This window comes from Pseudonocardia sp. CA-107938, from assembly GCF_050936315.1.
Lineage (GTDB): Bacteria > Actinomycetota > Actinomycetes > Mycobacteriales > Pseudonocardiaceae > Pseudonocardia.
Genome location: NZ_JBNJNA010000002.1, coordinates 739,912 through 755,155, shown reverse-complemented (window position 1 = coordinate 755,155; position 15,244 = coordinate 739,912). Strand labels below are relative to the sequence as shown.

Below are 15,244 nucleotides of genomic sequence, written 5' to 3'. Positions count from 1 at the left end.
TCAGTCCGTGACCTCGAGGACGACCGCTGCTCCGGTGTCGCCGGCAGCGCATCCGGTGAACAGGCCGAGGCCGCCGCCGCGCGCCCGCAGCGTCTCGATCAGCTCGGCGATGGAGCGCAGCCCGGTCGGACCCTGCGGGTGTCCGAACACCAGGCTGCAGCCGAAGGCGTTCATCCGGTCGAGCGGGAACCCGGTCTCGGCGGCGAAGTAGAGATCGTTGACGGCGAACGGGTTGTGGGTGGTGACGGCCTCGACGTCGCTGATCGTCCTGTCCGCCGCGCGCAGGGCGGAGAGCGCGGCGGGCACCGGTGCCTGCGGCATGCGGCTCGTGCCGACCCGCGCGAAACCGGATCCGAGGATCCGCACCACGCCGGCACCGCCGGAGAGCTCGCGGGCTCGGTCGGTGGTGGTGACGACCGCGCCGGCGCTGCCGTCGGCGGGATGTGTCTGCGAGGCGAAGGTGTGCACGCCGTCCGGGGTCGCCGCGTTGAGCTTGGCGATGGTCTCCAGCTCCTTGGGCCTGACCCCCTCGTCGGCGTCGAGCCGCAGCTCGCCGCGCTTCTTCGCGATCGTCACCGGCACCATGAAGCGGCGCTGGAACGCTCGGTCGTCGGCGAGCGCTGCGGTGTACTGCTCCCAGCGCAGGGCGGTGAGCTCGTCGATCTCGCGCCGGGTGGCGCCCACCTCGGCCGCGACGGCCTCGCCGGCCTCGATCATCGACGCCCCGGCCCACGGGTCACGCTCGAAGCTGTGCAGTACCCAGTGCTCGCTGACGGGGGCCCCGCCCGCGCTCGACGGGGCCGGCCACGACAGCGTCGGCCCGTTCGAGGTCCGGTCGGTGGTGACGACGAGCTGGGGCCCGGCACCTGCCGCGACGGCGCAGGCAGCGGCATGCAGCGCAGCGACGCTCGTGGCGCAGGCCTGGCTGACCATCGGGCCCGACACGCCGGTCGCGCCGAGCCGGGCGGCCACGGTCGGCGCGCCGTAGAAGATCTCCGGCTGCGGGATGGTCCAGCCCAGGACGAGCCCGTCGAACTCGGCGGGATCGACGCCGCGGTCCGCGAGTGCCCGGGAGGTGACGGCCACGGCGATGTCGAGGCTGGAGACCTCGCTGAGCGAGCCCTGCCACCTCGCGAAGGGCGAGGACCAGGCCTGCCCCAGCGGGATGGCGACATCGGTGTACTGCACGTGGTGCTCCCTCGGATCTCGTGGTTCGCAGCGCGGAGAGACGGGGGCAGCCGGTCCGCACACGATGCGTCCGACTCCCTGTCCACGCTGCTGATGCGGTCAGCCGGTGACGGCGAGGATCCAGTCCTGGACAGCCGGGATCGTGGTGGTCTCCGGGACCTCGCCGTCGGTCAGGACCAGGCCCGTCTTCGCGACGGGCGCGTCCAGCGGCACCAGCTCGGCTCCTTGCAGCCCACAGCTGCCGGCCCCCAGCACATGGGCCATCGCCCGATGGAACCTCGCGACGTTCCCGACGGTGCGCGCCACTGCCTGCTCGGCGTCTCCCGCGAGCACGACGCCGTCCACGCCGGCTTCGAGGAACAGCTTGATCTGGTCCACCAAGCCCGGATCCGCGCCGGGCAGCACGGCCACCAGCACCGCGTGGTCCCCCACGGTGCTGCGCAGCCTGCGGGTGGCCTCCAGCGCCGTGTCCCGGCGGACACCGCCGGGGTCCTCGGCGAGGATCGACGGCAGCGTGACCGCGACGCCGTCCGGTCGGACCGCCTCGATGAAGTCGGTGAGGCCGTTGGCGAGCTGGGTGGGGTCGGAGAGGAAGGCGTCCCAGGGGCGCTCGGCGATCTTCGCGGCGAGCCGCGGGGCCAGCGGGACGGCCAGCGTGTGCTGGCCGCCCCCCACCCGTCGGCCCTGGGCCGCGATCGCCTGCGCTCGGGCGCGGGGCGCGAGACTCATCACCCGGCCCCGCTCACATCCGCATCAGCGGGGTGACGACCTCGCCGTCCGGCCACGAGCCGTACAGCGCCAGCACCTCCTCGGGCGGCTTGCGCTGCGACCAGCCGGCGTGGAACTCGTCCCAGGTCTTCCCGCGGGCCTTGCGCGCCTCGAGGACCTCGCGGCGGACCTGCTGCGTGGCTGCCGGGTCGACGCGCCCCGTGCGCTCGGTGAAGCGCACCGCGTAGACGTGGGTGGCCGACCAGTCGGAGATCAGCCCGTCGACGACGTCCTTCTCGACGGCGGCCGGGTCACGGTCGAGCGGGTCGCCGTAGCCGGCGCCGCCCGTCGAGATCCCGAGCGTGATCACCTGGTCGCCCATCACGGGACGGGCCGTGCGCGCGTAGGTCTCCGACACGATCCGCCCGCCGTACTTCCCGGCCAGCAGGCTGGCCAGGTCGAGCGTCCCTTCCTCGCCGGCCCGCAGCAGTTCGGGGATGTCGACGCCCTCCATCGACAACCCGGGGCAGGTGCACATCGTGTAGCCGCCGAACAGCGGCTGCGGCGTCTGCACGATGGAGTTGTCCGCGATCGACATGAAGACCACGTAGGGGACGTGGTGGGCCACCCACAGCTGCGCGGTACCCACTCCCCCGCGGTGCTTCCCGGCGCCGCCCGAGTCGGGCCAGTGCTGGGAGAACGGCACGAGCATCGGCAGCTCGTTCTCCATGTTCTCCACGTCCGGTGCACGCCCGAAGGCGCACCACGGGAACCCGTAGGCGTTGATGCCGTCGGAGTGCGACCGCGCGCCCTGCCCCTCGGTGTTGATCGTGTAGGCGAGCATGTCGGCGAACGGCATGCCCCACTGCGACACCCCGGCCAGCACCGACGCGTTGCCGCCGTTGCCCAGCGAGGCGGTGACCTGCCGCCACTCGACCGTGCCGAACCGGGCCCGGCCGACGCAGTTGGCGATCGCGCTCATCGCGCCCGTCGCGGCCATGACCGCGCAGCTGGTCGCGGCGTTCGGCGCCGGCGACAGCATCGAGTTCGGCGGGAACTCGAAGTCGATCGGCTGGAACGTCGCCGAGGAGATCGGCAGGTCGTGGAAGACGTACTCGTAGATGTAGTTCGCCAGGTGGCCGATGACCGCCTGCGGGTGCGCGTTGTACGACGACCCGTTCTCCGGGCTGGTGCCGGTGAAGTCGATGTGGAGGGTGTCGTCCTTCTTCGTCATCGTCATGAAGCAGTTGCGCATCAGGCCGTGCTCGGTACCGGCCGCGTCGGAGAACGTCGCACACCGGTAGACCCCGTCGGGCCACGACGCGAGCCGCTTGCGGGCACCCTGTTCGGCCTCGATCAGCATCCGGCGGAACAGGCCGGTGACGAAGTCCTTGCCCTCGCGGGCGAACATCTCCAGCAACCGCACCCGCACGCGGTCCGCCGTCGTGCACCGGGCGCGCAGGTCGACGGTCACGCTGGTCTCCGACCGGAGCCCGAACGCCGCGAACATCTCGATCACGTCGTGGCGCAGGACGTGGTTGTGCCCGATCTTCATCGGCGGCAGGTTCATGCCCTCGTCGAACCGTGACTTCGCCGACACCGGCATCCCGCCGGGCTCGCAGGCGCCGGTCTCGGTGGTGTGCGACAGGGCCGCGGTCCAGGCGACGAGCTCGCCCTCGAAGAACACCGGCATGATCGCGACCTGGTCGGGGTTGTGGATCCCGCCGTAGAGGGCGTCGTTGGTGTACCAGATGTCGCCGTCGGCGATGCCCGGGTTCTCCCGGAAGTTCTTCAGGATGTACTTGATCACGATCGGCGGGATCACCGCGTGCAGGTAGGTGCCTGCCGAGGCGTTGACCAGGTCACCCTGGGCGTTGAACAGCGCGACGATGGAGTCGCCCGCGACCCCCATCTGGGAGCGCGAGCTGCGCATGAACACCTCGTAGCCCTCGTCGAGGATGTCCGCCGTGCGCTGCACGCCGATCTCGTAGTCACCGGCGCCGACCTTCTCCAGGCAGGCCTTCTCGTAGTCGGTCGGCTCGCTCACCTTCAGCGCGCCGAGCTTCTCCTCCAGGCTCGGGTACCCCATGATCAGACCCCTTCCAGGGCAGGCGCAGCTGTGACCGCCGCGCCCGGCAGGGCCGCGTCGGTGCCGGCGACGTCGGTGTTCTGCATCAGCCCGAGGCCGTGGCGATCGATGGACAAGCTCTTGCCCGGTGGGAGGACGATCGTGGTGAACTCCGCCTCCACCAGCGCCGGCCCGTCGACCTGGTTGCCCGGCTGCAGCTGGTCGAACGCGTACACCGGGGTGTCGAGCCGGCGGGAGAGCTCCGGCCAGTAGGCGTTGCGGTGGCCCGTCTGCGCCGCTGACGGGTCCGTGCCCTGCAGATCGTGGACGGGCAGGTCGAGCTTCTCGGTCGGCACGGTCGCCTTGACGACGATGTTCTCGATGTAGGCCCCACCGGGTTTGTTGACCACGTGCGGGCTGAACGCCTCCGAGTACTCCTTCTCGAACTCCTCGTACACCCGCTGCGCGTCCTCCGGGGAGTGGATCGCCAACAGCGGTGACGCGACCCGCTTCACCTGCACCTGACCGCCGTAGAGCATGTCCAGCTCGACGGTGAACACGGCGCTGTCCGGGTCGAGCCCCTCGGAGGTGAGGTCGGCCTTGGCCTGGGCGATCATCTGCTCGATCGGCGCGTTGTAGGCGGCGTAGTCGTCGGTGTACTGCTGGGTCATCCCGTTGAGGAACAGCAGCCGCTTCGACTGCTCGTAGACGTGCATGATGTCCATCACCGAGCTGCCCAGCGCCGAGAACACCGGCGCCTGCGGGAAGATCACCGACGTCGGGACGTCCGCGCCGTAGCCCGCGACGTGCGTGGGGCCGCCACCACCGAAGGCGAACAGGACGAAGTCCTCCGGGTGGTAGCCGCGCAGGTGCACCTCGCGCTTGATCGCCGAGGCCATGTTGTTCTCGACGATCCGGCGGATCAGCGCGGCGGCCTCGTCGACGCCGAGTCCGAGCGGCTTGGCGATCTTCAGCTCGATCGCCTCGACGGCCTTGTCCCGGTTCAGCGGCATCCGGCCGTTGAAGTAGCCGTCCGGGGAGATGTAGCCGAGCACGACGTCGGCGTCGGTCGTGGTCGGTTCGGTGCCGCCCAGGTCGTAGCACGCCGGACCGGGGTAGGAACCGGCCGAACGCGGGCCCACCTCGAGCCGCCCGCCGAGCAGCTCGTTGATCCAGGCGATCGAGCCGCCACCCGCGCCCATCGTCGCGGACTGCAGCATCGAGATGCCGACCATCCACTTGTCGATGATGGGCCGGAACTCGTAGGAGCGCACCGACGCGTCCACGACCATCCCGAGGTCGAAGCTGGTGCCGCCGACGTCGGAGGCGATGACGTTGCGGTAGCCCAGCGCCTTGCCGATGTGGAAGCTGCCCATGAGCCCGGAGATCGGGCCGCCGTTGTAGGTGCGCGACGCGGTGGTCTTGAAGATCTCCGCCGAGCCGCCGGTGTTGTGGGTGAGCAGGAAGCTGCCGCGGTAGCCGTGCTCGCGCAGCTGGTCCCAGGTCGCCTCCATCTCCGCCTTGATCGAGCTCTGCAGGTAGGCGTCGAGGATCGCGGTCATGGTGCGCTCGTACTCGCCGACCTTGCCGACGACCTCGTGCGAGAGCACGACCGGCAGGTAGCCCACGTGGTAGGCCTTGTACTCCTCGCGGATGATCTCCCGGATCCGCAGCTCGTGCGCCGGGTTCGCGAAGCTCCACAGCAGCGACACCGCGATGGCGCGGGCACCGCCGTCGACGAGCCTGCGCAGCTTGGCCCGCACATCGTCCTCGTTCAGCGGACGCAGGACCTGGCCGAACGAGTCGACGCGCTCGCGCACCCCGGCGATCATGTCGCGGGTGACCAGCGGCGCCGGCTTGTTCTGCACGGCGACGTTGCGCCGCTCCGAGATCCGGGTGCCGTCGGTCCACTGCGCACCACGGCCGATGAGGATCGCGTCCTCGTGGCCCTCGGTGGTCAGCAGCCCCAGTCGCGGCCCCTTCCGCTCGATGAGCCGGTTCATCGCGACCGTGGTCGAGTAGCGGACCAGCTCGATCTGCGGAAGCAGGTCGTCGATCGACATCTCGAGCTGGTCGGCGCCGTCGGTCAGGACGTCGAGGAACCCCACCGACAGGTCGTAGGGGGTCGTCGGCGCCTTCGCGGTGACCCGGCGGTCGCCCCAGGTCAGCACCAGGTCGGTGAAGGTGCCCCCGACGTCGATGTCGATCGTCTTGTGGGTGGCGCTCATGCGGTCACCTCCAGCTTGCCGTGGGCGTCGATGCACAGCGCGCCGTCGGCGAGCTTGCGCTGGAGGCTGTCGAGGTCGATCTCGGTGTCGTGGGTGATCGGGTGACCGGGCGGGAGGTACTCGGTCTCGACCTGGCGGCCGCAGCCGGGGCAGTAGAACTCGAGGATGCGGATCCACTCCGGGTTGGGCGCGAACGTGTACGCGCCCTCGATCAGCGGCGGGTGCACCTCGCCCGGGTCCCGCTCGTGGATGAGCAGGCCCTTCTTGTAGTTGTCCCGGGCGTCACCGATGTCGTGACCGCACGAATGGCAGGACCACCTCTCGGAGTCGACGTCGAGGTCGAGGTACTCCGCCACGTGGATCTTCCTCGGCTGCGTCATCGCTGCTCTCCTCTCGTCGCCAGGGCATCACCGTGCTGATCGACCTCCAGGGCCCACCCGGCCCCGACCAGCCAGGTGAAGCTGCCGCCGTCGATCAGAGCCGGGCCGGTGACCGTCTCGCCGGCCACCGACGCCCACGACCGGGTCGGGATCCCCCCGCGGTCGCCGCCGGCGGTCCCGTCGGCCTGCGCTGCGGCGACCTTGTCGAGGCTCGGCAGCGGATAGCGCGCGGTGAGCCTGACGAGGCCCGCGGGTGCGCCACCGAGCGCGGCGTCGATCGCTCCGTCGGCCGTCGTGCGGGAACCGTCGTCGTGCCGGACCTCCCAGTGCAGCGACGCGGCGCCGGGATCGAATCCCTCACCCTGCAGGTCCCGGCGCGCCTCGTCGGTGAGCTTCGCGGCGGCGGCCCGCGCCGCGTCGTCGGAGTTCACGGCGGACTCGTAGACGTGCACGACGTCGGAGATGGCCGAGCCGTAGGCGGAGAGCACGTTGCCGAAGGCGAACAGCCGGACCTTCTGCGCACCGATCCGCTCGGCCACGCCGGTCGCGAAGAGCGGGCCGTTGCCGCCGAAGGCGTAGACGGCGGTGTCCGCGGGGTCCCAGCCCATCTCTCGCGCCGTCTCGCGAGCGAGCTCGGCGGTCATGTCGAAGGCCTTGTCGACGATGCGCCGCGCCGCCTCCTCGGCCGTGACGCCCAGCGGATCACCGACGGTGCGCGCGATCGCGTCCCGGGCCGCGTCGAGGTCCAGCGTGCGGCGACCGTCGAGGAACGCCGTCGGCGACAGGTACCCGAGCAGCACGAACGCGTCGGTCGTGGTGGCGTTGCGCCCACCGAGGCCGTAGCAGGCCGGGCCCGGTGCGGCACCCATCGAGTCGGGACCGAGGGTGACCTCGCCGTCCTTCGCCCGGGCGACCGAGCCGCCGCCCAGCGCGATGGAGCGCAGGAGCGGGAGGTTCGTGCGGACGGGGATGCCGAACAGGTGCCCCTCGTCGCGGTCGACGACACGGCCGGACTCGACGGCGGACGCCTTCGCCGTGGTGCCGCCGACGTCGATGGCGAGGACCTTGCCGTCGCCCCGCGCCGCGGCTTCGTGAGCGCCGGCGTGCGTCCCGAACAGCGGCCCGGACTCGATGGTGTCGAAGGCCGTGGTCTTGCCGATCCGCGCCACACCGCCGTTGATGTGCCCGACCAGCACGTTGCCGCGCCAGGAGTGCTCCTGCTTGAGCGTCTCCTCCGCGCGGTAGAGGGTGGTCGCCAAGGAGGGGTGGACGTAGGCATTGATCAACGAGACGAACGTGCGGGTCGCGTCGTCGGGCCGCAGCAGGATCTCACTCGCCGGCAGGGCCGGGATCGAGCCCAGGAAGTGGTCCGGGTACTGGGCGTCGATCATCGCGACGACCTTGCGTTCGCGCGAGTTGTCCTCGAACGCGCCCTTCAGCGAGATGTTGATCCGCCGGATGCCCTTGTCGAACAGCCCCTTCACCGCGGTGCGGACCTCGTCGTCGTCCGCGTCGTCGGAGATGCCGGTGATGTTCTCCCGGTCGATCAGCGGCCCCACCACCGTCGCGGCCTCGCCCGCGCTCGTGTAGAGGTCGTCCTCGTGGCCGGCGCTCACGAGCAGCCCCAGCTTCGGCCCGGACCTCTGCGCCAGCACGTTCGACGTGATCGTCGACGACCAGCGGATCAGAGCCACGTCGTCCAGCAGGTCACGCAGGCTGGCCGCCCCGACCCGCGCTCGCGCGGCCTCCAGGACCTCGACGAACGCGATCGTCACGTCGTGCGGAGTGGTCTCGACCTTCACCGAGAACACCGTGCCGTCACCGCTGACCAGACCGTCGGTCATGGTCCCGCCGGTGTCGATGTCGATGTTCAGCACCTCGTCACCTCCATTGCTGACTTCGGCGTCACGCCTACCTCCTCCCCGAGGGTCGATTCCGGCTCGCTGCGCTCGCCTTCATCTCCGTCTCCATGGTCGATTCCGGCTCGCTGCGCTCGCCTTCATCTCCGTCTCCTCACCAGCTGGGCCTTCATCTCCCACCGTGGGAGCGCGTTCGGCGGGACGAGCTCCACCGCCGCCTTCACGACCAACCTGTCGCGCAGCTCCTGCTCCACCGCGCCGCGCAGCCCGTCGAGGTCCTCCTCGCCGGGTCCGTACTCGACCTGGACCCGCAGCGGCGGCCGCACGGGCACGGGTCGGTCCGCACGATCACCCGGTCCCGGACCCGGAAGCGGACCAGCGGCACGCATTCCCGGCGCAGGTGCGCGACGACGAGTTCACCTTCGGCGCCGTCGACCCAGTCGACCCGTTCACCTTCGCTGCACGCGCGGGCGCCGGGGTGGCGCTCAGTGATCGATCTCGGCCCTGGGCAGGCGCGGCCAGCTCGCGAGGGCCGGATCCGACACCGGTCGCCCGCCCTGACCTGCGGCGTACCCGGGAGGACAGGTCGTCGCCGGTGCCGAGGACCGCCCAGCGGCCACCCCGGCGCGGTTCACGCGTGCGGGATCTTGAACGGCGCCATGGCTCCGGCGTCGATCACGGTGGTCGTCCCCGTGACGTAGCGAGCCTCGTCCGAGGCGAGGTACAGCACCGCGTTGGTGACATCGACCGGATCGACCCACGGCACCGGCAGTGCGTTCATGGCCGTCATCCCGGCGGCGGCCTGCTCTCGCGTCGCCCCCTCCACCCCGCCGAGGAACAGCGACCAGGACGCCTGGTTGGCCACCATCGGGGTGTCCACGGTCGCCGGGTGGACGGAGTTGACCCGGATCCCGAAGGGCGCGAGCTCGATCGCGAACGCGCGCATCAGGCCCGTGACGCCGTGCTTCGCGGCGACGTAGTGGCTGATGTTGGGGAACGCGATGAGACCGGCGACCGAGGACGTGAGGACCACCGAGCCACCGCGACCACCCTCGACCATCAGCGGTGCGGTCGCCTTGACCGTCTTCCACGTCCCCGTCAGGTTGATGTCGATCATCGTCTGCCAGGTCCGTTCGTCCAGCTCGAGCGCCTGCCCGAAGCTCGCGATCCCGGCGTTCGCGCACACGATGTCGAGGCTGCCGAACTCCTCGACGCCGTGTCGGGCGACCGATTCCAGTGCGGCGAGGTCGCGCACGTCGACCTGGTGGGCGACGATGCGTCCACCGAGCGCCTCCACCTGCTTGACGGTCTCCGCGAGATCGCTGTCGTCGGCCCCCGGGTAGGGCACCGTCTCGACGTCGGAGCAGATGTCGACAGCGACGACGTCGGCTCCCTCCTCCGCCAACCGGATGGCGTGCGAGCGGCCCTGACCGCGAGCAGCGCCGGTCACGAAGGCGACCTTTCCCTCGAATCGTCCCATGTGGACTCCTCCTCCTGGCGGATCCGGTCAGATGTGCTTGGTCAGCAGGTGCTCGACGAACCAGTCGCGCGCCGGCGCGGACGTGGCGGCGAACCCCGGACCGGTGTAGGCGTCGAAGTGCCCGCCCGGCACGAGGACCAGCTTCTTGGGGTGCAGCGCCGTCTCGTACGCCGCGGTCGCCAGCTGCCCGTCGGCCAGCCGGTCGTGCGGTGCCACGATCATGAGCAGCGGGGTCGGCGCGATCAGCGGGATCCAGCTCCCGGGCTCGTAGCCGCGGAAGAACTCCATCGAGAGCAACGTGACCTCGTTGCGCCAACTCGGTGCCCGGTCCCTCGCGGCCGTCGCGCACCACTCGTAGGAGTCGCGGGTGGGCAGCGCCGCGTTCGTCTCCGGGTCCGCCGTGACGACCGGCAGCATCGTCGGGTCCGCCGCGTTCAGGCGAGCCAGCCGCTCCCCCGCGAACGCGGCATCCAGGGCAGCCCAGTGGTCGATGCGGATCAGCTCCTTGAAGGTCGCCGCCCCGGAGACGGGGGGAACCTGGCTGACGACGGCCTTGACCCGCCGGTCCGTCGCCGCCACCACCAGTGCGTGTGCGCCTCCGAAGCTCGAACCCCACAGCCCGATGCGCTCGGCGTCGACGTCCGGGCGGGACTGTGCGTAGGTGATCGCGTGCTGGATGAACCGGATCTGCTGCCAGGGATCGATCTCCTGGCGGGGACACCCCGGTACGGCATCGCTGGCACCGAACCCGGGGTGGTCGTAGACGAGGCAGCTCAGGCCGGCCGCCTGGAACACCTCGGCGAAGTCGTCGAGGTACATCTCCTTGACCCCGGAGAACCCGTGCTGGAGCACCACGCACGGGGACTCGCCGGTCGCCCCCTCGGCCGGGTAGAACCACCCGCGCAGCGTCGTGCCCTGCGCCGTGAACTCGACATCCTCACGCACCACGAAACCCTCCTCGGCTGTCGACGGTGTGGAGGAAGGGTCGCCGACCAGCGCTCCGGGTGCTTGTACCTGGCTGTCAGGGGCTGGACTCTCCCTGCCAGGGCGGCCGCCGCGACGATCAGCGCCGCGCCGCCACCTCCGCGCGGAAGTCGCGGGGCGTCCGGCCGTACCGCGCCCGGAAGGCGCGGCTGAAGTGGCTGGCGTCGGCGAACCCCCACCGCGCCGCGATGTCGGACACGGCATCCCGACCGGTTGCGAGGTCACGCCGCGCCCGGACCAGCCGCCGCGCCTGGACGAAGGCGCTCACCGTCTCGCCGGTCTCCTCGAAGACCCGGTACACGCTGCGCACCGACATCCCGTGCGCCGCCGCGATCGCCGCCGGGGTCACGTCTCCCGACGGGAGGCGACGCTCGATCCACGCCTTCATGACCACGAGGGGGGCGCTCACCGGCGCACCGGGTTGCAGCGCGGCAGCGGCGAGGTCCAGCGTCGCCCGGCGAGCAGCGGACAACGCGGCAGGAGCCAGCTGGTCCAGCGTGCGGGACAGGACGTCGAGGTACCCGGTGAGCAGCTGCGTGGCGGGCGCATCCCCGTGGAGCACCGCGGGACCGAGCAGGTCCTTCGGGCCGGTGACCTCGGTCAGCGCGATGGCCGGAATGATCACGGTCTGCTTGTGCTGCGGCTCGTGCACGCGGAACCGCGCCGGCTGGTCGCTCCGCCACACCAGCACGTCGCCGGCGCGGAGCTCGGCGACGACACCGTCCAGTGCGACGCTCTCCCGCCCGTCGCGCACGACCATGACACCGAGGTGGAGGCCGTCAGTGCGAGCCGCTCGCCGCCGGCCGCGCGCGCCGCTGCACGGATCGCACGCGACCTCGACGAGGACGAGGTCCTCCACCCACCGTCGGCGGATCGAGGCCCGGAAGACCGCCGGCGACCACCCCGGATCGATCCGGACGGCCATGTCGAGGTGCGTGGCGGAGACCAGGTCCTCCAGGCGGGCCTCTCGATCAGCAGCCGGGACACCGACGAGGTCGGCGACCTCACCGCTGTTCACCCACTCCCCTCCCGGCCGCGGACCGGTGGTGGCGCTCATCCGCGGAATGTAGGACACCCTCCGCCTCCCGCACACCCCCGCCGTCACGCAGACGCCGTGTCAGCCGACCGCGGCCGGCAGCCGCTGGAAGCTGTAGTCGTCGAACGGGAAGTTCTCGTGCGCAGCGACGGCTTCGGCGAAGGTCGTGGGTCGCAGGAACGGGGTGTCGCCGTGCCGGTCGAAGTAGTAGCTGTTGGACGTCTCGCAGGAGTTGAGCTGCAGCAGCGATCTCGCCAGTTTGGCCCGCACCCGGTCGGTCCACGCCTGGGCAGCCGCACGGCGCACCTCGACCCGGGTCGCGTCCCGCGAACCGGCCTCGTCCATCAGGCGGATCGCGTGCCGGACCGAGACGTCCACGATGTCGTGCCACGTCCCGCCGGTCAGCGAGTAGGGGCCGCAGATGAGGACGGTGTTGGGCAGCCCTGCAACGGTGACGCCTTCGTAGCAGACGATGCGCTCCTCGGCGAAGAAGGTCGCCAGGTCGAATCCGCCGGCGCCGCGGACCGGCTCTGCGCGGTAGGGCTCCGGGTCGTAGGCGTTGTAGAACCCGGTCGCGAGGACCAGCGCGTCCACCTCGCGCTCGGCGCCGTCTGCGGTGCGCACGCCCCGCGGCGTGATGCTCTCGATCGGTTCGGTGACCAGCTCGACGTTCGGGCGGTTGAAGGTGCGCAGGTAGGCGTTGGACAGTGACGGCCGCTTGCACAGCAGGCCGTAGCTCGGGGTCAGCTTCCTGCGCAGCTCGGGGTCCCGGACGCTGAGCCGGTAGAACACGTCGCGGAGCAGCCAGGTGAGTGCGTGCACGGGTCGGCGGACCGACGGCCGTTCGAACTCGACCCAGGCGGCGATCATCGCCCGCATCGCCGTCGTGATGTGCCGTTGCAGCGCCTGCTCGATGCCGGGGCACCGGCGGAACGCCGCGCGCGTGAGCGGGCCGAACCGCGGGTCGAACTTCGGCATGACCCAGATCGGGGTCCGCTGGTGCACCGTGACGTGGTCGGCGACCCGGGCGATCTCGGGGAGGAGCTGGACCCCGCTGGCGCCGGTGCCGATCTGGGCCACGCGCTTGCCCGTCAGGTCGTACCCGTGGTCCCAGTCGGCGCTGCGCAGGACCTGCCCGCGAAAGGTGTCCAGACCGGGCAGGCAGGGCTCACGCACCATCGGGAAGTTGCCGATCGCACTGATCACCCAACGGGCCGTCACCACCTCCTCCCCGACGGTGAGCTCCCACCAGTGGCTGTCCTCGTTCCACCGCCGGCCGGTGACCGGGCTGTTCAGGCGCACGTGGCCGCGGACGCCGAAGCGGTCGGCGAGCTCGTCGACGTAGGCCTTCACCTCGTGTCCCTTGGCGTACATCCGCGACCACCTCCCCAGGTGGTAGCCGAACTGGTACGCGTGGGAGGGGATGTCGACGCCGACGCCCGGGTAGGTGTTGTCCCGCCACACCCCGCCGATGTCGCCCTTGCGCTCGAAGACGACGAAGTCACGACGGCCGTGCCGCAGCAGCGCGACTCCGGCGCCGATGCCGGAGATCCCCGCGCCGATGATCGCGATCTCGTGGTCCGGGGCGTTCACGAGGTTCCGCCACGCACCAGGCGCCCCGGGCGCTCCCCGGTGGCCGCACCGTGCGAGTACGTCTCGACACCGGACACGAACGTGTGCACGTAGCCGTCCGCCCGCTGCAGGAGTCGCCGGCCCCCGGCCGGGAGGTCGAAGTGGACCTCCGGCAGCCGAAGCCGCAGGTGGGGGAGATCGATGACGTTGAGGTCGGCCTTGTACCCGGGCGCGATGACGCCGCGGTCGCCCAGGCCGACGAAGCGGGCGGTGTCGCGGGCCTGCCGCTGGACGACGTAGGTCAGCGGGAGGCGGCCGGACGGTCGTTCCCGCGCCCAGTACTGCAGCTGGCTGGTCGGGAAGCTGGCATCGCAGATCACGCCGATGTGGGCGCCGCCGTCGGAGAGCCCCGGGAGGCTGTGCGGGTGCACCAGCATCTCCCGGACGGGGTCGAGGGATCCGTCCGCGTAGTTGGTGAACGGCTCGTAGATCATCGCCCGTCCGCCGTCCTGGACGACGAGGTCGTAGGCGACCTCGACCGCGCTGCGCCCCGTGCGGCTCGCGATCGCGGCCACCGAACGGTCCAACGGCGGTTCGTAGTCCGGCGGATCGGTGAGCGGGAACATCGCCTCCCACCGGTAGATGCGGTCGCCGCCGAGTACGGTCGGGTCGGCGTGCCCCGTGTGCGCAGCCAGCACCTTCGCCTTCATGGTCGGCTCGGCCATGAGCCGGGCCTGCTCGGCCACCGGCCTGCCGGCCAGTTCGGCCTTCCACACCGGGTTCGTCATGAACGGGTGCAGGGAGCACTGCAGGCCCAGCAGCATGCCGATCCCGCGCGCGGCGACCTGCGCCTTGACCTGGTGCCCCTGCGCGTTGAGTGCGGTGATCCGCGCCAGCACCGCGCGGTAGGTGTCGGGGCGGTCCCGCTCCTGCGCGAGGGACACCGACACCGGACGACGCGACGAGCGGGCCATGCCCTCGATGACGCGGAAGTCGTCGTCCAGGTCGACGAAGTCGGCGACCAGTTGGAGGACTCCGGTGCCGGTCTCGCCGAGGGCTCGCGCGATGGCGGAGAGCTCGGCGTCGCCGACCCCGTAGGAGGGGGTGTTCTCCCCGTCCTTCGCCTTGTGCTTGAGCGTCCGGGAGGTGCTGAACCCGAGTGCGCCGGCCGAGATCGCCTCCCGGACCAGTCGAGCCATCTGCGCGATCTCGTCGTCGGTGGCGTCGGCCCGGGCGGCGGCGCGATCGCCCATGACGTAGACCCGCAGCGGCGCGTGCGGGATCTGCACCGCCATGTCGATGTCGCGCGGCCGCCGGGCCAGCACGTCCATGAACTCGGGGAAGGACTCCCAGTCCCAGCGCAGCCCTTCGGTGAGGGCGACCTCGGGGATGTCCTCGATGCCCTCCATCAGTTTGATGAGCCGGTGGTGATCCGTGGCGCGCGCCGGGGCGAAACCGACGCCGCAGTTGCCGGCCAGCACCGTGGTGACGCCGTGCCATGACGATGGCTGCAGGGTGGAGTCCCACGTGGCCTGGCCGTCGTAGTGGGTGTGGATGTCGACGAAGCCGGGGGTGACGGTCGCGCCGTCGGCGTCGACCTCCCGCCGTCCTGCGCCGTCGACGCGGCCGACGGCGGCGATGCGCCCGCCCGTGACGGCGACGTCACCGGTGAACTCGGGTCCGCCGGTGCCGTCCACGACGGATCCGCCGCGGATGATCAGGTCGAAGTCTGCCACGGTGC

General features: G+C 71.1%; 12 protein-coding genes. All 12 read right to left on the bottom strand.

What is annotated here, in order from left to right; all coding sequences use genetic code 11:
• Positions 1–1,188 (bottom strand): thiolase family protein, encoded by a 1,188-nt coding sequence (locus tag ACQEVB_RS36505; protein WP_432982918.1) that lies wholly within the window; start codon positions 1,186–1,188, stop codon positions 1–3.
• 99 nt (positions 1,189–1,287) lie between these two features.
• Positions 1,288–1,917, bottom strand: a complete 630-nt coding sequence (locus ACQEVB_RS36500; RefSeq protein ID WP_432982915.1) for a hypothetical protein — start codon at positions 1,915–1,917, stop codon at positions 1,288–1,290.
• 13 nt (positions 1,918–1,930) lie between these two features.
• Complete coding sequence (locus ACQEVB_RS36495; protein ID WP_432982912.1) at positions 1,931–3,985, bottom strand: hydantoinase B/oxoprolinase family protein; 2,055 nt, start codon at positions 3,983–3,985, stop codon at positions 1,931–1,933.
• A 2-nt stretch (positions 3,986–3,987) separates the two neighbouring features.
• Positions 3,988–6,192, bottom strand: a complete 2,205-nt coding sequence (locus ACQEVB_RS36490) for a hydantoinase/oxoprolinase family protein (RefSeq protein ID WP_432982909.1) — start codon at positions 6,190–6,192, stop codon at positions 3,988–3,990.
• Positions 6,189–6,572, bottom strand: coding sequence for an acetone carboxylase subunit gamma (locus ACQEVB_RS36485; protein WP_432982906.1), 384 nt, complete (start codon positions 6,570–6,572; stop codon positions 6,189–6,191). The genes ACQEVB_RS36490 and ACQEVB_RS36485 overlap by 4 nt, the downstream gene beginning before the upstream one ends.
• Positions 6,569–8,449: a hydantoinase/oxoprolinase family protein gene (locus tag ACQEVB_RS36480; protein WP_432982903.1), complete on the bottom strand. Its 1,881-nt coding sequence runs from the start codon at positions 8,447–8,449 to the stop codon at positions 6,569–6,571. Before ACQEVB_RS36480 ends, ACQEVB_RS36485 begins: the two co-directional genes overlap by 4 nt.
• Positions 8,450–8,571: 122 nt before the next feature.
• On the bottom strand, positions 8,572–8,763 hold the full coding sequence (locus ACQEVB_RS36475) for a hypothetical protein (RefSeq protein ID WP_432982900.1): 192 nt from the start codon (positions 8,761–8,763) through the stop codon (positions 8,572–8,574).
• A gap of 299 nt (positions 8,764–9,062) precedes the next feature.
• Positions 9,063–9,911: a mycofactocin-coupled SDR family oxidoreductase gene (locus tag ACQEVB_RS36470; RefSeq protein ID WP_432982897.1), complete on the bottom strand. Its 849-nt coding sequence runs from the start codon at positions 9,909–9,911 to the stop codon at positions 9,063–9,065.
• A gap of 27 nt (positions 9,912–9,938) precedes the next feature.
• Positions 9,939–10,859 (bottom strand): alpha/beta hydrolase, encoded by a 921-nt coding sequence (locus tag ACQEVB_RS36465; RefSeq protein ID WP_432982894.1) that lies wholly within the window; start codon positions 10,857–10,859, stop codon positions 9,939–9,941.
• 115 nt (positions 10,860–10,974) lie between these two features.
• Positions 10,975–11,952: an AraC family transcriptional regulator gene (locus ACQEVB_RS36460; protein WP_432982891.1), complete on the bottom strand. Its 978-nt coding sequence runs from the start codon at positions 11,950–11,952 to the stop codon at positions 10,975–10,977.
• Between the two features lie 60 nt (positions 11,953–12,012).
• Entirely contained in the window at positions 12,013–13,524 is a 1,512-nt protein-coding gene (locus ACQEVB_RS36455; RefSeq protein WP_432982888.1) for a flavin-containing monooxygenase, read from the bottom strand.
• Entirely contained in the window at positions 13,521–15,239 is a 1,719-nt protein-coding gene (locus tag ACQEVB_RS36450) for an N-acyl-D-amino-acid deacylase family protein (protein WP_432982885.1), read from the bottom strand. The genes ACQEVB_RS36455 and ACQEVB_RS36450 overlap by 4 nt, the downstream gene beginning before the upstream one ends.
• Positions 15,240–15,244 lie beyond the last annotated feature (5 nt).